19 protein-coding genes are annotated in these 21,551 nt (G+C 73.1%); 6 read left to right on the forward strand and 13 right to left on the reverse strand.

The window, feature by feature from the left end; genetic code table 11:
* The first annotated feature begins 129 nt into the window (after nt 1–129).
* On the forward strand, nt 130–798 hold the full coding sequence (locus BKA18_RS15815) for an MOSC domain-containing protein (RefSeq protein ID WP_366047733.1): 669 nt from the start codon (nt 130–132) through the stop codon (nt 796–798).
* A gap of 197 nt (nt 799–995) precedes the next feature.
* Nucleotides 996–1,769: an SDR family NAD(P)-dependent oxidoreductase gene (locus BKA18_RS15820; protein ID WP_006604926.1), complete on the forward strand. Its 774-nt coding sequence runs from the start codon at nt 996–998 to the stop codon at nt 1,767–1,769.
* 179 nt (nt 1,770–1,948) lie between these two features.
* On the opposite strand, the gene BKA18_RS15825 is transcribed toward BKA18_RS15820, so the two are convergent.
* Nucleotides 1,949–3,901: a DUF2264 domain-containing protein gene (locus BKA18_RS15825; protein WP_366047732.1), complete on the reverse strand. Its 1,953-nt coding sequence runs from the start codon at nt 3,899–3,901 to the stop codon at nt 1,949–1,951.
* Between the two features lie 279 nt (nt 3,902–4,180).
* Between BKA18_RS15825 and BKA18_RS15830 the strand changes: the two genes are divergently transcribed.
* The gene (locus BKA18_RS15830) at nt 4,181–5,239 is read left to right on the forward strand and encodes a hydroxyacid dehydrogenase (protein WP_366047731.1); all 1,059 of its coding nucleotides are present in this window, start codon (nt 4,181–4,183) and stop codon (nt 5,237–5,239) included.
* A gap of 645 nt (nt 5,240–5,884) precedes the next feature.
* Here BKA18_RS15830 and groL read toward each other — a convergent pair.
* Together groL and groES are read right to left on the reverse strand one after the other, a co-directional pair.
* Nucleotides 5,885–7,510 carry a chaperonin GroEL gene (gene groL / locus BKA18_RS15835; RefSeq protein ID WP_006604923.1) on the reverse strand — a complete coding sequence of 542 codons (1,626 nt, stop codon included), beginning with the start codon at nt 7,508–7,510 and terminating at the stop codon, nt 5,885–5,887.
* A gap of 134 nt (nt 7,511–7,644) precedes the next feature.
* A complete protein-coding gene (gene groES / locus BKA18_RS15840) occupies nt 7,645–7,953 on the reverse strand; it encodes a co-chaperone GroES (RefSeq protein WP_093483780.1) in 309 nt (102 codons plus the stop codon).
* Between the two features lie 524 nt (nt 7,954–8,477).
* On the opposite strand from groES, the gene BKA18_RS15845 reads away from it, so the two are divergent.
* On the forward strand, nt 8,478–9,836 hold the full coding sequence (locus BKA18_RS15845) for an FtsW/RodA/SpoVE family cell cycle protein (protein WP_366047739.1): 1,359 nt from the start codon (nt 8,478–8,480) through the stop codon (nt 9,834–9,836).
* A 502-nt stretch (nt 9,837–10,338) separates the two neighbouring features.
* The gene (locus BKA18_RS15850; RefSeq protein WP_366047730.1) at nt 10,339–11,598 is read left to right on the forward strand and encodes a class I SAM-dependent methyltransferase; all 1,260 of its coding nucleotides are present in this window, start codon (nt 10,339–10,341) and stop codon (nt 11,596–11,598) included.
* On the opposite strand, the gene BKA18_RS15855 is transcribed toward BKA18_RS15850, so the two are convergent.
* From BKA18_RS15855 to tsaB, 4 genes are all read right to left on the reverse strand, one after another.
* Complete coding sequence (locus BKA18_RS15855) at nt 11,582–11,947, reverse strand: hypothetical protein (RefSeq protein ID WP_366047729.1); 366 nt, start codon at nt 11,945–11,947, stop codon at nt 11,582–11,584. The two genes, BKA18_RS15850 and BKA18_RS15855, sit on opposite strands and share 17 nt — an antisense overlap.
* Before the next feature lie 125 nt (nt 11,948–12,072).
* Complete coding sequence (tsaD, locus tag BKA18_RS15860; protein WP_366047728.1) at nt 12,073–13,209, reverse strand: tRNA (adenosine(37)-N6)-threonylcarbamoyltransferase complex transferase subunit TsaD; 1,137 nt, start codon at nt 13,207–13,209, stop codon at nt 12,073–12,075.
* A 5-nt stretch (nt 13,210–13,214) separates the two neighbouring features.
* Nucleotides 13,215–13,832, reverse strand: a complete 618-nt coding sequence (locus BKA18_RS15865; protein WP_429638334.1) for a GNAT family N-acetyltransferase — start codon at nt 13,830–13,832, stop codon at nt 13,215–13,217.
* Nucleotides 13,829–14,524, reverse strand: coding sequence for a tRNA (adenosine(37)-N6)-threonylcarbamoyltransferase complex dimerization subunit type 1 TsaB (gene tsaB / locus BKA18_RS15870; RefSeq protein ID WP_366047727.1), 696 nt, complete (start codon nt 14,522–14,524; stop codon nt 13,829–13,831). Before tsaB ends, BKA18_RS15865 begins: the two co-directional genes overlap by 4 nt.
* A 136-nt stretch (nt 14,525–14,660) precedes the next feature.
* Here tsaB and BKA18_RS15875 point away from each other — a divergent pair, with 136 nt between their 5' ends.
* Entirely contained in the window at nt 14,661–15,227 is a 567-nt protein-coding gene (locus tag BKA18_RS15875; RefSeq protein WP_366047726.1) for a hypothetical protein, read from the forward strand.
* A 60-nt stretch (nt 15,228–15,287) separates the two neighbouring features.
* Here BKA18_RS15875 and BKA18_RS15880 read toward each other — a convergent pair whose 3' ends face one another.
* The 6 genes from BKA18_RS15880 to BKA18_RS15905 all read right to left on the reverse strand — a co-directional run bounded on the left by BKA18_RS15880 (nt 15,288) and on the right by BKA18_RS15905 (nt 21,502).
* Nucleotides 15,288–15,569 carry a hypothetical protein gene (locus BKA18_RS15880; RefSeq protein ID WP_366047725.1) on the reverse strand — a complete coding sequence of 94 codons (282 nt, stop codon included), beginning with the start codon at nt 15,567–15,569 and terminating at the stop codon, nt 15,288–15,290.
* A 204-nt stretch (nt 15,570–15,773) separates the two neighbouring features.
* A complete protein-coding gene (gene tsaE, locus BKA18_RS15885) occupies nt 15,774–16,310 on the reverse strand; it encodes a tRNA (adenosine(37)-N6)-threonylcarbamoyltransferase complex ATPase subunit type 1 TsaE (RefSeq protein ID WP_366047724.1) in 537 nt (178 codons plus the stop codon).
* Between the two features lie 269 nt (nt 16,311–16,579).
* On the reverse strand, nt 16,580–17,917 hold the full coding sequence (locus BKA18_RS15890) for an alpha/beta fold hydrolase (RefSeq protein ID WP_366047723.1): 1,338 nt from the start codon (nt 17,915–17,917) through the stop codon (nt 16,580–16,582).
* A complete protein-coding gene (gene alr, locus BKA18_RS15895; RefSeq protein ID WP_366047722.1) occupies nt 17,914–19,101 on the reverse strand; it encodes an alanine racemase in 1,188 nt (395 codons plus the stop codon). The genes BKA18_RS15890 and alr overlap by 4 nt, the downstream gene beginning before the upstream one ends.
* A 59-nt stretch (nt 19,102–19,160) precedes the next feature.
* Nucleotides 19,161–19,970 carry a L,D-transpeptidase family protein gene (locus BKA18_RS15900; protein ID WP_366047721.1) on the reverse strand — a complete coding sequence of 270 codons (810 nt, stop codon included), beginning with the start codon at nt 19,968–19,970 and terminating at the stop codon, nt 19,161–19,163.
* 107 nt (nt 19,971–20,077) lie between these two features.
* On the reverse strand, nt 20,078–21,502 hold the full coding sequence (locus tag BKA18_RS15905) for an NAD(P)H-hydrate dehydratase (protein ID WP_366047720.1): 1,425 nt from the start codon (nt 21,500–21,502) through the stop codon (nt 20,078–20,080).
* Nucleotides 21,503–21,551: the final 49 nt, after the last annotated feature.

The following is a 21,551-nucleotide window of genomic DNA, read 5'->3' on the forward strand; positions in this document are numbered from 1 at the left end:
GCCAAAGCTTTTGGGTGGTTCCCGGCATGGAGCATGGGCCCGGCCCGGAGTGATCCATGACGGGCCGCGAACGGGGAAGATGTGAAGGAGGCCCGCAAGAGCCGCACCGACCGACCAACGGAGCGCCCTATGAAGCTGCTGACCGTGAATCTGGGGCAGCCCGCACCGTCCGAACACACCCAAGCGGCGGGGGGCACCACCGGTATCGACAAGCGGCCGGTGGACGGCCCGGTCGCGGTGACCGCGCCCGGGCCCAAGGGCACCGGCGGCAGCGGGCTGGCCGGCGACGCGGTGGTCAATCTGCGCCATCACGGAGGCGACGACCAGGCCGTTTACGCCTACGCCCGGGAGGATCTGGACGACTGGCAGCGGGAGCTGGGCCGCGAGCTGGCCAACGGCTCGTTCGGCGAGAACCTCACCACGTCGGGTGTGGAGGTCACCGGAGCGCTGATCGGGGAACGCTGGCGGGTCGGCCCGCGGCTGCTGCTGGAGGTGAGCTGTCCGCGTATCCCCTGCCAGACGTTCCAGGGGTGGCTGGGCGAGCACGGGTGGCTGAAGCGGTTCACCCAGGCCGCGGTGCCCGGTGCGTATCTGCGGGTGATCGAGTCGGGGGAGATCCGCGCCGGGGACACCGTCGAGCTGGTGCACCGGCCGGCTCATGAGGTGAGCATCCGGCTGATGTTCCAGGCGCTGACCACCCGTCGGGAGTTGTTGCCGCGGCTGCTGGAGGCGGGCGGGGCGCTCCCGGAGGAGGCGCGGCGGCGGGCGCAGACGTACATGGAGCGGGAGAAGGGCTGAGTCCCGGGGCCGGGCGGTTCCGTGGCGGGGCGGGCCGGACGGCTGGTTCGGGGAGCTCGGAGGGCAAGGGCCTTGCGGGCCGGGGGCGGTGGGCTCCAGGGCACGGACGGCGGGGCGGCGCGGCGGCGGCCGGACGGGCGGCCGCGTCGGTGGGGTTGGGGCTCGGGCCGTGCGGCCGGGGCGGATAGCGTGCCCGTATGACGACTGCACTGATCACAGGAGCCACGGCGGGCATCGGGGCGGCGTTCGCCCGGCGGCTGGCGAGCGACGGCCACAGCGTGGTGCTGGTGGCCCGCGACGAGAAGCGACTGAACGAGCAGGCCACCGAGTTGCACGACCGGCATGGCATCGAGGCGGAGGTGCTGAGCGCCGATCTGGCCACCGAGGACGGCATCGCGGCCGTCGAGGCGCGACTTTCGGACACCAAGCACCCGGTGGATCTGCTGGTGAACAATGCCGGCTTCGGCAACAAGGGCGAGTACCTCGAGGTCTCGATGGCCGACGAGCTGACGATGCTGAAGGTGCACTGCGAGGCGGTCCTGCGGCTGACCACGGCCGGGGTGCGCGGGATGCGGGACCGCCGGCGGGGCGCGGTGGTCAATGTGGCGTCGGTGGCGGCGTTCGTGCCGCGCGGCACCTATGGCGCGAGCAAGGCGTGGGTCGTGCAGTTCACCCAGGGCGCGGCGCGGGATCTGGCGGGCAGTGGGGTGCGGCTGATGGCGCTGTGCCCCGGCTTCGTACGGACCGAATTCCATCAGCGGGCCGGGATGGGGACGGAGAACATCCCCGGGTGGATGTGGCTGGATGCGGACAAGCTCGTCGATGCCGCGATGAAGGACCTGACGCGGGGGAAGTCGCTGTCGATTCCGGACCCGCGCTACAAGGCGCTGATGGGTGCCGTGAAGCTGGCGCCCCGTGGGGTGCTGGGCGGGGTCACCTCGCGTACGGGCCGGAAGTACGGACCGCGCTAATCGCTGCGCTTGGCGGCCTTCCCATGTTGTCGTCTTTCCCGCCACGGTGGTTTTTCGCCGTGGCTCCCCCACTGCCTGAAGGGCGTGGGAGGTACCCCCACGCGGCGGGCGGGGTCCGCTGCGCGGGGCTGTGGGTGCGGTGACGGGCCTCCGGGGCAGGGTGTCCGGACTGCTTCGCTTTACGTCCGGGCACCCTGCCCCTCCGGCCCGTCCCCTCCCGTAGGTGGGTGAGATAGGGCGAGGTGGGTGCTGGTGCCGTCGTCCCAGCTGATGTGGATGTCATGGCCCGTGACGACTGCTGTTGCCAGTTCCTCTACGGGGGCCGGGTCCATGTCCCCGGTCAGCGACGCCAGGGCCACGAAGAGGGTGCCCCGGGGGTCGGCGGTGATGGTGCCCTCCACGGCCGCGGTTTCGGTACGGGGGCCGAAGAGGGTGCTTCCCGTAGGGGTGCGGCGGGGCGGGGTGTCGTAGCCGTGGACGGGGTGGAGTTGGGCGGTGGGGCCGTCGGGGGTGGTGGCCCAGCCGGTCTGGCGGACGCGGGTGCCAGGGGCGGCGCCGGTGACCCGGTGGGCGCGGAGTTCGGCGCGGCCGTGGACGAGGGTGGCGGACAGGATCCGGACGCCGGCGAGTTCGGTGCCGTCGGCATGGCGCGGCGTGTGGAGGGAGGAGGCCCGGTCGGGCCCGTCCGCATACGGGGTGGCGGGGCCGCGAGTGGTGGGGCGGCCGTCGAGGAGCAGGGCGAAGTGGTTGTCGGGCAGGGCCGGGTCCTCGCCGGCGGGGGCCGTGGGGCCGGTGCGGGTGGAGTAGGCAAAGCGGGCGTAGTAGGGGTCAGGGGTGCTGCGGACGGAATTGCTGCCGTGGTTGTGGAGACGCACCAGGCCGTCGGAGGCGGTGGAGTGGAGCAGCAGGCCCGTGGTACCGAACGGCCCGGCGGCGTCGGCCGTTTCGGCGGGAAGCGCCTCCTCGGGGGCGGTCCAGGCGGGATGGGTGGCGGGGAGCAGCAGGCCGAGGAAGCCCTTGGCCGCCCAGTAGGGCGAGGCCGGACCGGAGTAGCTCTGGAGCATCGGTGTGTACGGGCCGTACCAGCCGAGCGGTAGCAGGCCGTCCCGGGTGAGGGCGCCGCGGTCGAGGAAGTGCCGCAGGGTCCCGGAGGCGAGGCGGCGGGTGGCGCCGGGGGTGAGCGGGGTGTGTCCGGTGAGGGCGCCCAGCCATGGGGCGGCCGCGGCGGTGAAGCGGTAGGTGAGCGAGCGGCCGAAGGGCAGCGGTGCCCCGTTGGAGTCGAAGAGACGGGTGCAGGCGTCCAGTTGGGCGTTCAGGCGGGGGCCGTAGGTGGCCAGGAGGGTCCGGTCGGCGCTGAGATGGGCGTGCAGGACCGGGTAGAAGTGCAGCGCCCAGGCGTTGTAGTGGTCGAAGGCGCGGTTGTCGCCGTCCGCGTACCAGCCGTCGCCCCGGTACCAGTCCTCGATGCGGGTCAGCGCGCGGTCGATGGCCGCCCCGGCGCGGTCGGTCTCGATGCCCGCCTCTCGCAGGAAGCCGCCGACGGTGAGGCCGAAGAGCCACCAGTTGTTGTCGACGGGCGACGGGCCCAAGGCGGGCAGCAGCCACTCGACGACGCGGGCGCGAACGCCCTCGTCGAGGGTGTCCCACAGCCGGCGCCGGGTCAGGCGCAGCCCGAGGGCGAGCGAGGCGGCCTCGACCCGGGCCTGGCGGACGGTGTCGATACGGGGCCAGGAATCCGGGTCGGCCGGGGTCAGCTCGCGTGCGGCGCTGGGCTGGTGGGTGCCTGCGGCGAGACCCTCGGCATAACGGGGAAGGTAGCCGTGCGGATCGCGGCCGCCGGCACCGGCCACGCGGAGCGCCGCGAGCAGGAACGTACGGGCGAAGCCTTCGAGGCCGTCCGAGCGGGGGCCGGAGGAGCTGGGGCGGGCTCCGGGCAGGACGATCAGACCGTGGCGCGGGGAGGCATGGCGGGCGGTGGCCCGCAGCAGGCCGTCGGCCGTCGCCTCCCAATGGGCGCGGGTCCAGCCGGTGTACGGGCTACGGCGGCGGTCCTCGGGTGGCAGCGCAAACGGCAGGGGGCACGGAGGACGCGGGCGCCGTACGGCAGGGGGCTCGGGGTGCGGCTCGGACATGGCTCCCCCTGGGGCGGTGGGCGGTGGCCGGGTGACGGCATCCTTCAGCCGTGCCTGACCACGCGTCAATCGGGCGTACCGGCCAGCGGTTTCCCTGTCCCCCCGCGCCCCTCATGCCCCACTCCCCTCTCCTCGTCACCGGTCCGCTCCTCGCGCCGTCCGCCCGCCGGCGGTCGCCACCCCGTCCCTGCGGCGACACACTGGACGAGCCGCTCCCGCCACCGGTGGCGGCAGGTGACGCGCACTGACGGGCGACCGCGAAGGAGCACGTTCCTCACTATGCACCCGACCCCTGACACTGCCGCCGGGCCTGTGGAAAACCCCCCTGCCCGGCCCGCCTTGCTGCTCTCGATGGCACCCGGCATCGCCGGCCGACTGCTCGCTGACCGCCATCGCACCCGCCTGGTGGCGCTGGCCCGTACCGACCCGCACCTCGTCGCACACGACCTGGCCGGCCCCACCCCCGCGGTCGCCGCCGCCCTCGCCGACGCCGAGGTCCTCCTCACCTGCTGGGGCGCCCCGCCGCTCACCGGCGCCGTCCTGGATGCGGCGCCCCGGCTCCGAGCCGTCATCCACGCCGCCGGCTCGGTCCGGCACCACCTCACCGACGCCTGCTGGGAGCGCGGTCTCGCCGTCAGCTCGGCCGCCGCTGCCAACGCGCTCCCGGTCGCCGAGTACACCCTCGCCGCGATCCTCTTCGCCAACAAGCGGGTGCTGCACTCCGCCCACCGCTACCGGAGCCTGCGCGCACCGCACGACTGGCAGGACGAACTCGCCGGCGCCGGCAACCACCACCGCACCGTGGGCGTCCTCGGCGCCTCCCGTATCGGCCGCCGCGTCATCGAGCTACTGCGCCCGTTCGACCTGCGCGTTCTGCTCTACGACCCGTACGTGGACGCCGCCGAGGCCGCCCGGCTCGGCGTGACACCGGCCCCGCTCGACGCGCTCTGCGCCGGCAGCGACATCGTCACCGTGCATGCCCCGCAGCTGCCCGCCACCCGCCATCTGCTCGGCGCACACGAACTGGCCCTGATGCCCGACGGCGCCACCCTGATCAACACCGCCCGTGGCTCCCTGGTCGACCCGGCGGCGCTGCTCCCCGAGCTGCTCAGCGGCCGCCTGCACGCCGTCCTCGACGTCACCGAGCCCGAACTTCCGCCACCCGACTCGCCGTTGTGGGACCTTCCGAACGTGCTGCTGACACCCCACGTGGCGGGATCGCTGGGCACCGAGCTCCACCGCCTGGCCGACCACGCCCTCGCCGAACTCGAACGTTATGCACATGGCTGCCCGTTCAGGGACCCCGTACTGCCGGAGCATTTGCGCCGTTCGGCGTGAGCGCGCGTTGGGGGACGGGCGCGGGGCATTCGCGCTCTGGCCCTCCACACCCGGTCCTCACGCGAGGTGGCTCAACACCGCCGCCGGCCGTCATGTGAGGTGGCCCCACACACCCGCCGAGCCTCACGCCAGATTCCACCGGCCCTCACGCAAGGCGCCCCTCCACACCCGCCCACCCCCCGAAGGGGGGTGGGGGGCGGGGAAACAACAACCAGGGGGTGCGCGGCGGGGAAACAACAACCCAAGGGGTGGGGGGCGGGGAAACAACAACCCAAGGGGTGCGCGGCGGAGAAACAACAACCCAAGGGGCCGCAGGGAAACACCACCCCCACCCCGAGCCGAAATCCCCCACCCCCCAGGGACGCCCCGAACCTCGCCCCTCCCCAAAGGCCAAGGGCGCACGCGGGGCGGAGCCTGCCGCGCCCGCCGCGCCCGCCGCGCGCCGCCGCGGCAGGCTCGGCGCGGAGCGTGCAGCGATGCCCCCAAGGCCCCTCAAAGAACAAGGCCCCAAAAACCAAGCCCCCAGCCCCAGCTCCAGCCCCCTCCCCAAAACCCCAAAGACCCGGCCCCCGCCCAAGCGGAAACCGGGTCTTCAGTGCGGCACGCGACCGGCCCGGAGGCCGACCGTCGCCGAATCAGCTCACGTCAGTGCGCGTGACCGTGGCCGTGGCCGCCCTCGGCCGGCTCGTCCTCGGCGGGCTTCTCGACGACCAGGGTCTCGGTCGTCAGCAGCAGCGAGGCGATCGACGCGGCGTTCTCCAGGGCGGAGCGGGTGACCTTGACCGGGTCGATGACGCCGGCCTTGACCAGGTCGCCGTACTCGCCGGTGGCGGCGTTGAAGCCGTTGCCCTTGTCCTGCTCGGCGACCTTCGCGGTGATGACGTAGCCCTCGAGGCCGGCGTTCTCCGCGATCCAGCGCAGCGGCTCGACGACGGCGCGGCGGACGACGGCGACACCGGTGGCCTCGTCGCCCTCCTTGCCGAGGGAGCCCTCCAGCACCTTGGCGGCGTGGACCAGAGCGGAGCCACCACCGGAGACGATGCCCTCCTCGACCGCGGCGCGGGTCGCGGAGATGGCGTCCTCCAGACGGTGCTTCTTCTCCTTGAGCTCGACCTCGGTGGCCGCACCCACGCGGATGACGCAGACGCCACCGGCGAGCTTGGCGAGGCGCTCCTGGAGCTTCTCGCGGTCCCAGTCGGAGTCGGTGGTCTCGATCTCGGCCTTGATCTGGGCGACGCGTCCGGTGACGTCGTCGGCCTTGCCGCCGCCGTCGACGATGGTGGTGTCGTCCTTGGTGACGGTCACCCGGCGGGCGGTGCCGAGCACGTCCAGACCGGCCTGGTCGAGCTTGAGGCCGACCTCCTCGGCGATGACGGTCGCACCGGTGAGGGTGGCGATGTCGCCGAGCATGGCCTTGCGGCGGTCACCGAAGCCCGGGGCCTTGACGGCCACGGCGTTGAAGGTGCCACGGATCTTGTTGACGACCAGGGTCGACAGGGCTTCGCCCTCGACGTCCTCGGCGATGATCAGCAGCGGCTTGGAGGCACCGGCCTGGATGACCTTCTCCAGCAGCGGCAGCAGGTCCTGGATCGAGGAGATCTTGCCCTGGTGGATCAGGATGTACGGGTCCTCGAGGACGGCCTCCATACGCTCCTGGTCGGTGACCATGTACGGCGAGAGGTAGCCCTTGTCGAAGGCCATGCCCTCGGTGAAGTCGAGCTCCAGACCGAAGGTGTTGGACTCCTCGACGGTGATGACACCGTCCTTGCCGACCTTGTCCATCGCCTCGGCGATGAGCTCGCCGACCTGCTTGTCCTGGGCGGACAGGCCGGCCACGGCGGCGATGTCGGACTTGTCGTCGATCGGGCGCGCGGTCGCGAGGAGCTCGTCGGACACGGCCTTGACGGCGGCGTCGATGCCCTTCTTGAGCGCGGCCGGGGAGGCACCCGCGGCGACGTTGCGCAGGCCCTCGCGGACCAGCGCCTGGGCCAGCACGGTGGCGGTGGTGGTGCCGTCACCCGCGATGTCGTTGGTCTTGGTCGCCACCTCCTTGACGAGCTGGGCGCCAAGGTTCTCGTACGGGTCGTCGACCTCGACCTCACGGGCGATGGTGACGCCGTCGTTGGTGATGGTCGGGGCGCCGAACTTCTTGTCGATGACGACGTTGCGGCCCTTGGGGCCGATCGTCACCTTGACGGTGTCGGCGAGCTTGTTGACGCCGCGCTCAAGGGCGCGACGGGCGTCCTCGTCGAACTTCAGGATCTTCGCCATGGGTTGCTTCAAGTCCTCTCATTGCGATCCTCGGCCACGCAGTGGGGACCGCTGTCGCTCAAACGAACTGCGCCCCTGCCCCGGGTTGTTTAGACGCGGGAACCAGGGGCGCAGATCACGGCAAAACCGGTGACTTACTTCTCGACGATCGCGAGAACGTCGCGGGCCGAGAGAACGAGGTAGTCCTCGTTGTTGTACTTCACCTCGGTGCCGCCGTACTTGCTGTAGAGAACGACGTCGCCGACGGTGACGTCGAGCTCGACGCGCTTACCGTCTTCGACACGGCCCGGGCCCACGGCCAGGACGACGCCCTCCTGGGGCTTCTCCTTGGCGGTGTCCGGAATGACCAGGCCCGAAGCCGTGGTCTGCTCGGCGTCGAGCGGCTGGACCACAATGCGGTCCTCGAGCGGCTTGATGGCAACCTTGGAGCTGGCGGTCGTCACGATCCGACCTCCCCCTTCGGAGATCTCACGGGGTTAACTGTCTGAGGTGGCGACCAGGTCGATCCGTCGTCGCGGGTGCCGGACCTGCCCGTCGCTGTATGTCTGGCACTCCCCACTGGAGAGTGCCAACGCTGAGACTATGACGCGGTTAGCACTCGGTCAAGCGGAGTGCCAGCGCGGCGAGGGGAGGCTTCCGCCGACGCCGGCCGACCCGCCGTACGGAACCGCGCCCCCAGGCCGCCCCCGGCCCCCACTTACGGCCCTCCGGGGCCGAATCCGGGCAGTTTTGGGGGAAGACCCCCCGGCGACTCCCGCCAAATCAGCCATAAATCGGACACACCTTCCCTTCCCTCGCAACCACGCCAGGGGCTGCCTCGTCTACCTCCTTGCCGCCGAACCGACGAACCGGGCCCACTCCCGGACGGCCGGCGGCGTCGACGACCGATGGCGGAAGGACTCCCGTGCGTGGACCGACCAGCGTTCCCCGGGCTGCCAGGGAGCGGGAGAGCGATGCCGAACGCACCATGACGTTCGCCGCGCTGGCCCAGGCACCGGACCGCCGGCGGACCGAGGCGTGGCTGCTCGTCCTCGTCGTCCTGATCGCGGACTTCGGCTACGCCTACACCGGTCTGTCGATGACCGGCCGACTGCCCGGCGGGCTGACCGGCTTCGCCGTCAGCATGTTGTTCGTGGCGCTGGTGCCGCATCTGGTGCTGCGCCGCTTCGCGCCGCGCGCCGATCCGCTGATCCTGCCGCTGGCGACGCTGCTGACCGGGATCGGTCTGGTGCTGCTGCACCGCCTGGACGTGACGTACGCGCAAAAGCCCCGGCTGAAGATCGCCGAGGCGGCGAGCGGCCAGCTGGTGTGGACGGTGATCGGGGTCGCCGTGTGCATCGTCATCCTGCTGGTGCTGCGCGACCACCGCATTCTCCAGCGCTACATCTATCTGACGATGGTGGTCGCGCTGGTGCTGCTGATGGCGCCCGCCTTCTTCGGCGCCGACATGTACGGCGCCAAGCGCTGGATCCTGCTCGGGCCGCTGTCGCTACAGCCCGGCGAGTTCGTGAAGATCATGATCTCGGTGTTCTTCGCGGGCTATCTCACCGTCAACCGCGATGCGCTGGCGCTGGCCGGGCGGCGGGTGCTGGGCGTCCAGCTGCCCCCGGGGCGGCAGCTCGCACCGATCTTCACGATCTGGGTGATCAGCCTGCTGGTGCTGGTCTTCGAACGGGACCTGGGCACCTCGCTGATCTTCTTCGGGGTCTTCGTGATCATGCTCTACATGGCGACCGAGCGCACCAGTTGGGTGCTCTGCGGACTGGCCATGGCCGTGGTCGGTGCCACCGTGGTCGGCTCGACGGAACCGCACGTCAAGGGCCGGATCATGGCCTGGCTGCACCCGATGGACATCTTCCTGCCGCAGGCGCAGCGGCCGCCGGGGCTGATCTCCGACCAGGCCGCGCAGGCGCTGTTCAGCTTCGGCAGCGGCGGGATCGCGGGCAGCGGCCTGGGACAGGGCCACCCCGAACTGATCGGCTTCGCCGGCAACAGCGACTTCATCCTCACCACCGTGGGCGAGGAGCTGGGCCTGGCCGGGGTGATGGCCGTGCTCATGCTGTACGTGCTGCTCGCCCAGCGCGGCTTGCGGGTCGGCCTGACCGCCCGCGACCCGTTCGGCAAACTGCTGGCGGTCGGCCTCTCCGGAGCGCTGCTGCTGCAGGTCTTCGTCGTCGCCGGCGGAGTCACCGGCCTGATCCCCCTGACCGGCAAGGCCCTCCCGTTCCTGGCCAAGGGCGGCTCCTCCCTCGTCGCGAACTGGGTGATGGTGGCGCTACTGCTACGCATCAGCGACCATGCGCAGCGCCGGCGAGAGCCGGCGTAGCGCTTTGCGGCGCACCCGCACGTTTTCGGCTGGCCCGCCGTGGTGGTTTTTCGCCGTTGCGCCTGCGGCGAGCGTGGTTTGTCGGGTGCGGTGCCGCTCCTCCGGACTTCGTCCTGCGGCTCGGCCCCTCCCGTGAGTGGGGGAGGAAAAAGGCCGGTGGGGGTGCTCGTAGGTGGTCCAGTGCGCCTCGTCGGTCGCAGTGAACTGGCTATGAGTGGCCAGCCCCCTCCCACCTTCACTTTCCCCACAACGGGAGGGGACGGGCCGGAGGGGCCTGTTGTGTGGACGTAAAGCGAAGCAGTCCACACACCAGGCCCCGGAGGCCCGTCACCGCACCCGAAACCCACCCAGCCCGCCGCAGGCGCAACGGCGAGAAGCAACCACGGCGGGAAAGCCGACAACGTCCGGCGGCGCCGCAAAGCGCAACGGCGAGCAACCACCACGGCGGGATAGCCGACAACGTGGGAAGCAAAGACAAAAACGTGGGAGGAAAATGACCCCCATGAACGACCTCGACACTTTCGTCGGCCTGCTCGCCCCGGAGGGACAGGCTCTGCTGGCCGAGTTGCGGGACCACGACCCGGCGGATGAGCTGGCGGCAGCCACCCGGCTGCGCCGGGAGCACCCCGCGCCGCTGGTCTCCGCCGCTCTCGGCCAGGCCCGGCTGCGCCAGCGCGCGGCGGCGAAGTTCGGGGCGGACGCGCAGCGGATGTACTTCACGCCGAACGGCGTCGAGCAGTCCACCCGCACCACCGTCGCCGCCCACCGCGCGGCCCGGTTCGCCGCGCTGGGCGTCCGTACGCTGGCCGATCTGTGCTGCGGCATCGGCGGTGACGCGCTGGCGCTGGCGCGGGCCGGAATCCGGGTGCTGGCCGTCGACCGCGACCCGCTGGCCTGTGCGGCGGCCCGGGCCAATGCCGAGGTGCTGGGGCTCGCGGAGCTGATCGAGGTGCGCTGCGCGGACGTGACGGAGGTGGACACCGCCGGATATGACGCGGTGTTCGTCGATCCGGCGCGGCGCGGCAAGGCCCGCGGCGGCCGCATCTTCGATCCGGAGGCGTACTCACCGCCGCTGTCGTGGGCGGTCGAGGCGGCCCGTACGGCGCCGTGCGCGGCGCTGAAGATCGCGCCCGGGGTGCCGCACGACGCCCTGCCCGAGGACGCCGAGACGGAGTGGATCTCGGACGGCGGCGACGTCAAGGAGGCGGTGGTGTGGTTCGGGTCGGCAGAGGAGGGCCCGGCCCGCCCGGCCCCGGGCGGCCGCCGCGCCACCCTGCTGCCGGCCGGCGAGACCCTGCTCGGCGCGGCCCGGCCGGCCCCGTCCGCCGACCCAGCCGCGGACGAGGCGGACCGTCCCCCGGTCGGCCCGGTCGGAGGCTGGCTGTACGAACCGGACGGCGCGGTGATCCGGGCCCATCTGGTGGCGGACGTCGCCCGGCAGATCGACGGCCGGCTGATCGATCCGACCATCGCGTACATCACCGCGGACCGGCTGACGGCGACGCCGTACGCGACCGCCTACGCGCTCACCGACGTGCTGCCGTTCAACCTCAAGAGGCTCAAGGCGCTGCTGCGGGAGCGCGAGGTGGGCATCGCAGTGATCAAGAAGCGGGGTTCCGCGGTGGAGCCCGAGGAGCTGCGAAAGAAGCTGAAGCTCGGCGGTGGGCGCAACTCCTGCACGATCTTCCTCACCCGGGTCGCCGGCGCCCCCGCGATGCTGCTGGGGCACCCGGCCACGGACCCGGTCACGCCAGGTCGGTGAGGTCCTCGGCGTAGATCTGGGAGAGCGGCTGCGGGCCGATGTACTGCTGGCAGGTGCACTGCCCGGCCTCGTACTGCACCGGCCGGTGGTCCTCGTCCCAGACCACCGCCACCTCGACCCGCTCATGGCACTTTCCCCGCTTGTCGTGCTTGGCGAGGTGGTGGGTGCAGCCGCACACCGGCTCCGGCGGTTTGTGGGCGGCGGCCAGCTCCTGCCGCTCCTGGCGCACGGTCTCCAGCCGCTCCATCTTGCGTTCATGGCGGGTGCGCAGCGCCGTACGGGCGGCGTCGACGACCTTCGCGAATCCGCCCGCCATGAAGAAGATGAAGACCCACCAGAACCAGTCCACGGCCTGCCGCCTCCCCACATGCGCGCCCAGTGCTGGTTGCCAGGGTAAGACCTCGGGCCACGCACCGGGCGGGCGGAGTCGACAGCACGCGAAGAACGACAAACGCGCCCCGCCCGCGGCCGTCTTCAGGAGTAGAGGTTGTGCTTGCTCATCTCGTGCACGTGGTCGTGGTCGTGGCCGTGGTGGTGCGCGGCCGGGGCGGCGGGCGCCTCGCCGGGCACATGCGGCTCGGTGACCGGCAGCGAGGAGTCCGCGGACAGGTCCCAGTCGGAGGCCGCCCGGCCGCGGGTCACCATCTCCGCGCCCAGGGCGGCGACCATCGCGCCGTTGTCGGTGCACAGCTTGGGCCGCGGCACCCGCAGCGTGATGCCGGCGTCCTCGCAGCGACGCTCGGCCATCGCCCGCAGCCGGGAGTTGGCCGCCACCCCGCCGCCGATCATCAGATGCTCCACGCCGTTGTCCTTGCAGGCCCGGACGGCCTTACGGGTCAGCACATCCACCACGGCCTCCTGGAAGGACGCCGAGACGTCCGCCACCGGCACCTCCTCGCCGGCCGCCCGCTTGGCCTCGATCCAGCGGGCGACCGCCGTCTTGAGCCCGGAGAAGGAGAAGTCGTAGACGGGGTCGCGGGGGCCGGTCAGCCCGCGCGGGAAGCGGATCGCGTCGGGGTTGCCCTCGCGGGCGTAGCGGTCGATGACCGGGCCGCCCGGGAAGCCGAGGTGGAGCACCCGCGCGATCTTGTCGAAGGCCTCGCCGGCCGCGTCGTCGATGGTCGAGCCGAGCGGGCGTACGTCGGAGGTGATGTCGGGGGCGAGGAGGAGGGAGGAGTGGCCGCCGGAGACGAGCAGGGCCATCGTCGGCTCGGGCAGCGGGCCGTGCTCCAGCTGGTCGACGCAGATGTGCGAGGCGAGGTGGTTGACGCCGTAGAGCGGCTTGCCGAGGGCGTAGGCGTACGCCTTGGCGGCCGAGACGCCGACCAGCAGCGCACCGGCCAGGCCCGGCCCCGCGGTGACCGCGATCCCGTCCAGGTCGGAGGCGGTGACCCCGGCGTCCTTCAGGGCCCGCTGGATGGTGGGGACCATCGCCTCCAGGTGGGCGCGCGAGGCCACCTCCGGCACCACCCCTCCGAAGCGGGCGTGCTCGTCGACGCTGGAGGCGACGGCGTCCGCGAGGAGGGTGTGGCCGCGGACGATGCCGACACCGGTCTCGTCGCAGGAGGTCTCGATGCCGAGGACGAGCGGTCCGCCGCGTGAGTCAGCCATGAGTGTCAAGTTCCTTGTACGGGGGGTGCTTCGGACGAGGTCTGGGTGGTGCGGCGCATCACCAGGGCGTCGACGTTGCCGGGCTGGTAGTAGCCGCGGCGCAAGCCGATCGGCTCGAAGCCGAACCGCTCGTAGAGGCGCTGGGCGCGGAGGTTGTCGACCCGTACCTCCAGCAGCACCTCATGGCACTCGAAGTCCGTGGCGGCACCGAGGAGTTCGGTCAGCAGCCGGGAGCCGAGGCCGGATCCCCACTGGTCGCGGGCGGTGGCGATGGTCTGGATGTCGCCGGTGCCGTCGATGGCGGCGAGTCCGCCGTAGCCGACCAGCCGGCCCGCCCGCCCGTCATCGGCGCCTCCCCCAGACGCTGTCCGGGGGGACCCCCAGCGCGGCGGCACCAGTTCGGCGACGAGATAGCGGCGGGTGGCCCGCGGGCCGCGCGCATGGGCCAGCTCGGACCAGAACATGCCCGGCGACCAGGCGTCCTCGGGGAACAGCTCCCGTTCCAGCTCCAGCACCGGCGCAAGATCCCACCAGCGCATCTCGCGCAGCACCAGGCCGCGGTCGGCGGGACTGCCCGGCGGCGGCGCCGGGGGGCGGGGGTCGGGCGACGGGCGGACGCTCACCGGGGAGTGACCACCTTGTAGTTGGCCGGGACCTGGGCATCCGGGCGGCGCAGATACAGCGGCTGCGGGGGCAGCATCTCCTCGCCCGCCGCCAGCTTCTGTGCGGCCAGCGCGGCCAGCGCGGCGGCGGACTGGTGCTCGGGCCCGTCGCGCCGGACGCCGGTGAAGACCGTGTCGTAGAGCAGCGCGCCCGCGCCCACGGCGGGGACCCCGGCCACCTCGTCGGCGATGTCCGCGGGGCGGTCGACGGCGGGCTCGGTCACCCGGGTCACCGGACGGGACGGCGTGCCGGGCTCGCCGGGCGCCGTGCCGGGCTCGTAGCGCGCCCAGTAGACCTCCTTGCGGCGGGCATCGGTGGCCACGATGAAGGGCTCGGTCAGCCCGGCGGCGTGGGCGAGGCCGTCGAGCGTGCACAGGCCGTGGACGGGTACGTCGAGCACCGCCCCGAAGGTCGCGGCGGTCACCAGGCCGACCCGCAGGCCGGTGTACGGCCCGGGGCCCACGCCGACCACGATGTCGCTGACCGCGTCGAGCTTCCGGCCGGCCTCGGCCAGCACCCGGTCGACGGCGGGCAGCAGCAGTTCGCCGTGCCGGCGGGCGTCCACCTGACGGGACTCGGCGAGGACGCCGGATCCGTCGTGGAGCGCGACGGTGACGGCGGGGGTGGCGGTGTCAAGAGCTAGCAGCAGCACGCCTCAAGACTACGGCGCGGCGGGCGGTCCCCGTTCCGGTGCTACCGTCGCCCCCGTAGTCAGCAGCAAGCAGCCCGGCATCCAGGCCCGGGACTCCCCGCCGGCGGCAGGGAGCGGGAGGAAAGGTGGCACAGCGGTGCCCGCTAAGAGCAGCACGATCGTCACCGCGCTGACGGCGGCGGCCCTGGTCGCGGTCGGGGTGCTCGGGTACCAGGCCTCGGCGTCCGCCCCGGACACCCTCAAAGAGGCCCGCAAGGACAGCCACCACGCCCCCAAGAACCACGGGGACCGGCACGACAAGAAGGACAAGGCGCCCGCTCCGGCCCCGGTCCCCGCGGCCTCCGGCACCGGCCGGCGGATCGTCTACTCGCTCGGCGCCAAGCGGGTCTGGCTGGTCGACGCCAAGGGCACGGCACGGCGTACGTTCCCGGTCACGCCCAGTACGGTCAGCCCCCCGCCGGGCAGCTACGCGGTCGGCTCGCGGTCGGTGAGCGTGACGGGCTCGGACGGCATCGCGATCGAGCACGTCGTGCGGTTCGCCGCCGTCAACGGTGTCACGGTCGGCTTCAGCGCCGCCGTGAACGGCTCGCGGCCCGCACCGGGCCCGGCGAAGAAGACCGGCGGCATCCGTGAGTCGCGCGAGGACGGCAAGGCGATGTGGGACTTCGCGCTGCACGGCACCAAGGTCGTCGTGGTCTCCTGACCCGCGCGGTACCCGGACCGGGCAGGTCCCGAAGCGCCGCGGTGTTGTCGCCCCTACGGGCTACGCCGCGTCCCGGCCGCCGGTGGACGCCGGCCTCTTCCCGGCCCCGGCTTCCTCTTCCCGGTCCTTCTGCTCTTCCTGCTTTTCCTGCACGTCCTGCTCTTCCGGAGCGCCCGGCTCAGCGGTCCGGCGGGCCTCTTCGGCGGCGTCGGGGGGCGTGGAGACGGCGCTGGCCGCGGCGCCCGCCGCCAGCAGTTCATTCATCGTCGGCGTCTCGCGCGCCTCGCGCTCGGCCGCCTCGACGGGCCCTTCAGGCGTAGGGAAGGGCTGGTGGGCCGACATGGACGCCTCCCGGGGCTCCTGGGGCAAAGCGACAGAAGCTAGGCTGGCTACTTAGGCTGACCTAACTAGGGGTCTCTCCCCATGTCACCACGCCCGGCACCAGGTACGCAACATCTTACCGACGGCTTGTCGGAAACTACCGGCGGGCGGCCGGTCCCGCTGCCGCTCCACAGCGGCGCGGCAGCCGGGGGTTTCGCCCCGCGGTCAGCAGGTCTCCAGGGCGGGCAGCCCGGCGTCCGCCCAGCGCGCGCCGAAGCCGGTCACCGTCACCTCACGGACGTCGTCCACCTCGGCCACCTCGGCCTCCGGCGCCCCGGCCGGGCCGTCGCTCCCCACGGCTCGCCCGATGACCACATGCAGCCGGTCCTCGGACAGCTCCTCGACCTTGCCCTCGCCCCACTCCACGACCACCACCGACTCCGGCAGCGAGACATCGAGATCGAGGTCCTCCATCTCGTCCAGACCGCCGCCGAGCCGGTACGCATCGACATGCACCAGCGCGGGGCCGCCGGTCAGCGAGGGGTGGACCCGGGCGATGACGAAGGTGGGGGAGGTGACCGCGCCACGCACGCCCAGGGCCTCGCCCAGGCCGCGGGTCAGCGTGGTCTTGCCGGCGCCCAGCTCACCGGTGAGCAGCACCAGGTCGCCGGGGCGCAGCAGCGGGGCCAGCCGACGGCCCAACTCCTGCATCTGGTCAGGGGACTTGACGGTGAGGTGCGCGATCGCGCCGGTGGTGCTCATGCCGCAAATGGTACGGCCCGGACGCGGTGGCGGTCCCGGACCGGGTGACCGGCCGGGCCGCCCGGCGAGTGGATCATGCCTGGTCGGGGGCCCGGCGGCCGTGCGGGGGCAGGCCTTTGGGCCACGTCAAGCAGCCCACCGGGCCACCTCAAGCAGGCCGCCCGGGCACGTCGGCCCGGACCCGCCCGGGCACGTCGGCCCGGACCCGCCCGGCCACGTCGGACCGGACCCGGCCGGGCCTGTCGGACCGGACCCGGCCGGGCCCCAGCTCAGGCGCGCGCGTGCCGGGAGCTGCGGGCCGCCGCGCTCGCCCGCTCCACCAGCGACACCAGATGGTCATTGACCAGCTCGGGCCGCTCCAGCATCACCAGATGTCCGGCGCCCGGGACACACACCAGCTCCGCGTCGGGCAGCACCTCGGCGATCGTCCGGCTGTGGTCGGCGGGGGTGATCAGATCGCTCTCCCCGGCGAGCACCAGCGCGGGCACCGCGTCGTACGCCACCAGCGCCTCGGTCTTGTCGTGCACCGCGAACGCCGGGAAGAACTCGGCGACCACATCGATCGGGGTGGCCTCGATCAGCCGCTCGCCGAACCGCGCGATGCCCGGGTCCACCTTCTCCGGCGTCCCGAACGAATACCGCTTGATCAGCCCCGCGAAGAGATCGGCGGTGGCCCGCCGCCCGCGCTCGACGATCTCGTGCTGCCAGCCCAGCGCCTTGATCACGCCCGGCGCGAGCCAGTGGAAGGCCTTCATGCCCATCGACGGCAGCCCGTAGGTGACCTCACTGAGCCGCCCCGCGGACGTGCCGATCAGGGCCACCCCGACCACCCGCTCCGCGACGAACTCCGGGAACTGGTCGGCCAGCGCCATCACCGTCATCCCGCCCATGGAGTGCCCGACCAGCACGATCGGCCCCTCGGGGACCGCGGCGTCCAGCACCGCCTTCAGGTCCCGGCCCAGCAGATCGATGGTGACCTCTTCGGTGCCGTCGATCTGGCCGTGGCCGCGCGAGGAGCGGCCGTGGCTGCGCTGGTCCCAGTGGACGGTGCGCACCGTGCCGCGCAGCGCGGAGCGCTGGAAGTGCCAGGAGTCCTGGCTGAGGCAGTAGCCGTGGCTGAAGACGACCGTGGGGGCCGCGGAGCGCCGGCCGAGCGCCGCCGTCAGCCGCTTGCGCAGCCCGCCCTGGGCCTCCTGCGCGGCCCGGGCCTCCTTGCCGCGGACGGGCTTGGCCGACCGCTCGCCCTTGCCGTTCCGGCCGTTCTTGGCCGCCCGGCCCGTCCGGTCGTCCTTCTCCGGCCGGCCCGGGTCCGGGCCCACCTCGTCGACCTCGTAGTACAGCTCGGTGCCGTCCTCGGCGATCGCCGCGCCCGGTGTGCCGCGCAGCGTGCCGTACGGTCCGGCGGCGTCCAGCGCGAGCCGGGCCCGGCGGCGCATCCCGCGGCCGACCGTCATCCGCTCTATCGCCACCCCGGCCGCGGCACCCGCCGCGACCACGCCGATCGCGGCGCCGGCGATACCGGCGTGCCGGCCCGCCCGCGCCCAGTTGCCGGCGGCCTCGGCCGCCGCCTCCACCGCCTGCGCGGCGGCCTCCTGCCCCTCGGTCATGCCGTACCCCCCGTGAGCGTGCGGTCTCCTTCGGTTGTGCTGCGTGTGTCGCTGTCCACATAGACGCGCGGCACCCGCGTTCCGATCCGGGTGACGATCTCATAGCCGATGGTTCCGGCCACCCGGGCCCAGTCCTCCGCGGTCGGCTCCCCGCGGTCACCGGGGCCGAACAGCACCGCCGGATCGCCCGGCTCGGCGCTGTCGCCGCCCAGGTCGACCACGAACTGGTCCATCGCGATCCGCCCGGCGACCGTGCGCCACTTGCCGGCGACCAGCACCGGGCCGCCGTTGGAGGCGTGCCGCGGGATGCCGTCGGCATAGCCGAGCGGGACCAGCGCCAGCGTCGTCTCGCCGGGTGTCGTGTACTGATGCCCGTACGACACACCGTGGCCGCCCGGGACGCGCTTGACCGACGCCAGCGCGGCCTCCAGCGTCATCGCCGGCCGCAGCCCCAGCTCCTGCGAGGTGCCGACCTCGGGGCTGGGCGAGATGCCGTAGATGCCGATACCGGTGCGGACCAGGTCGAAGTGCGCCTCGGGGAGGGTCAGCAGCGCCGGGGTGTTGGCGATGTGCCGCACCTCGGGGCGCAGCCCGGCCGCCTCGGCGGTCGCCAACCCCTCGTGGAAGGCGGTCAGCTGGGCCGCGATCGAGGGGTGGCCGGGCTCGTCCGCGCAGGCGAAGTGCGACCAGACGCCGGTGATCCGCAGCGCGCCGTCGGCCTCCGCGGCGCGGGCCGCGGCGGTCAGTTCCGGCCAGTCGGCGGGCGCACAGCCGTTGCGGCCGAGACCGGTGTCGATCTTGAGCTGGACGCGGGCGGTCCGGCCGCACGCGCGCGCCGCCGCGGTCACCTCGCGCAGCGCCCACAGCCCGCTCACCGAGACGTCGATGTCCTGTTCGACGGCCGTGCGCCAGGGGCCGCCCGGCGTCCACAGCCAGCACATCAGCCGCCCGGTGTCACCCGCCGCCCGCAGCGCGAACGCCTCCTCGGGCAGCGCCGTGCCCAGCCAGTCCGCACCGGCCTCACGGGCGGCGCGCGCACAGCGCACCGCCCCGTGTCCGTAGCCGTCGGACTTGACCACGGCCATCAGCTCTGCCCGGGGTGCACGGGCCCGCAGGGCACGCACATTCGACCGCACGGCGGCGAGGTCGATGGCGGCGCGGGCGCGCTTCGCTGTCTCGTTCATCCCCCTCAGTGTCGCAGGCGATGCCGTGGCGCCCCGGGGGACGGGCGGGGAAACCGTTCTCACACCCCGGGTTTCCGCCCCCAGACGTACACGATGTCGCCCTTCTTCAGTACGTCCCAGACCCTCCGCGCGTCCGTCATGGTGAGGTTGACGCAGCCGTGCGAGCCGGGTCCGGAGAAGATGTCCTCGTAGACGCCGTGCAGCGCTTCCCCGCGGTCGAAGAACTGCGCGTAGGGCATCGCCGTGTGGTACAGGTTCGAGATGTGGCGCCGGTGGCGCAGATAGATCCGGTACATCCCGGTACGGGTCTCCATCGTCGGCGCACCGGAGCGGATCGTGACCGGATCGAAGATCACCCGCCCGTTCTGCTGCACCCACATCAGCTGCCGGTTCAGATCGACGCAGGCCGTGCGCTCGGCCCGGTCGGGGCAGTGCCCGGCCCGGTTGGGGTCCTTCTTGGCCCGCATCAACCGCACCATGGCCCCGGTGACCGGCCCGGCGAAGCCGGTCGCCGGCGCAATGCGGTGCGCCTGCTGGAAGCGCCGGATCGCCCGGCAGTCCCCCTGGCTCTGCCGCCCGTCCACGTCCCGCCGCAGATAGCGCTCGGTCTGCCGCTGGTAGGGCCCGGTGGTCCGACTGCACGCCGCCGCCCGGAGGCCGTGGGGCACCACCTCGGAGCGCGGTACGTACTCGATGTGCGGCCGCGGCACCCCGTCCGGGGAGGCCGCGGGCCGGGCCGACTCCCGCGGGAGGCCGGGTACCAGGTCGGACGCCTCCGACGGCGCGGACGACGGGGCGACGGCCACCGCGGGCGGCCCGACCACGAGCAGCGAGGCGCAGACCAGCAGCGCCGAAAAGGTGCGTTTCATGCCCTCACGCATGCCATGATCGGACGGTCATACCGCCCGCCGCGTAGCAGGTTCGCCCTGGTGCCCGCCGCTTTCCCCCGCGGGGCGTAACGCCGTCGCGAGAGCTGTCAGCCCGTCACATCCCGCCAGGCCGCGTCCAGATGGGCGGCCACCTCGGAGGCCAGGATCGGGGCGCCCGCCGGCCCGGCCGCCCGGCGCGCGGCCAGCCCGTGCAGATACGCGCCGACGGATCCCGCGTCCCGGGCCGGCAGCCCCGCGGCGAGCAGGGAGCCCGTCACCCCGGACAGCACGTCCCCGCTCCCGGCGGTCGCCAGCCAGCTGGTCCCGGTGGGGTTGACCCGCACCGGCCCGTCGGCCGCCGCGACCAGCGTCGTCGAGCCCTTGAGCAGCACCGTGGCGCCGAAGCGCCGCGCCAACTCCCCTACGGTCGCCAGCCGCGCCGCCTCGACCTCCGCGCGCCCGCTCCCGAGCAGCGCCGCGGCCTCCCCGGCATGCGGCGTGAGCAGCGTCTCCGCGTGGCGTTCCCGCACCCGCTGCGGCGTCAGGAACCGCAGCCCGTCCGCGTCCACCAGCACCGGCACATCCGACGCCAGCACGTCGTCCAGCGCCTCCGACTCGTCCCCGATCCCGGGCCCGATCACCCACGACTGCACCCGCCCCGCCTTGTCCGGCGGCCCGGCGTGCACCAGCGTCTCCGGGAAGCGGGCCAGTACGGCGTCCGCGGCCGGCCCGACGTAGCGCACCGCCCCCGCCCCGCCCCGCAGCGCCCCGGCCACCGCGAGCACCGCCGCCCCCGGATAGCGCGCGGACCCGGCGACCACCCCCACCACGCCCCGCCGGTACTTGTCGCTCTCGGCCGCCGGGCGCGGCAGCAGCTCCGCCACGTCCGCATGCTGCAACGCCTCCATGGCGGCGTCCGCCGGCAGCGAGAGCCCGATGTCCACCAGCCGCAGCGCCCCCGCCCGCTCCCGCGCGGGGTCGGTCAGCAGCCCCGGCTTGTATGCGCCGAAGGTCACCGTCGCATCGGCCCGTACCGCTTCCCCGTGCACCTCGCCGGTGTCCGCATCCACCCCGCTCGGCAGATCGACGGCCAACACCGGCGCCGACTCCCATGCCGCCCGCGCCAGTTGTGCCGCCTCGGGCCGCAGCCCGCCGCGTCCCCCGATCCCGACGATCCCGTCCACCACCAGATCGGCCCGGGCGATGTCCCGCAGCGCCTCGTTGGACACCCGGCCCCCGGCCGACCGCAGCGCGGCGAGCCCGCCCCGGTGTGCGCGTTCGGGCGACAGCAGCACCGCCACGACCCCGGCGCCCCGCCGCGCCAGCCGGGCGCCGGCGTACAGCGCGTCCCCGCCGTTGTCGCCGCTGCCCACCAGCAGCACCACCCGGGCCCCGTACACCCGCCCCAGCAACTCCGCACAGGCCACGGCCAGTCCGGCCGCGGCCCGCTGCATCAGGGCCCCTTCGGGCAGCCGGGCCATGAGCTCTCGCTCGGCGGCCCGCACGGTCTCCACGCTGTAGGCAGTCCTCATACCGACAAGTCTCGCCCCTGGCAGGCGGGGTACGGCGCATTTCCTCCCC

Source organism: Streptomyces auratus, assembly GCF_050433025.1.
Classification (GTDB): domain Bacteria; phylum Actinomycetota; class Actinomycetes; order Streptomycetales; family Streptomycetaceae; genus Streptomyces; species Streptomyces sioyaensis.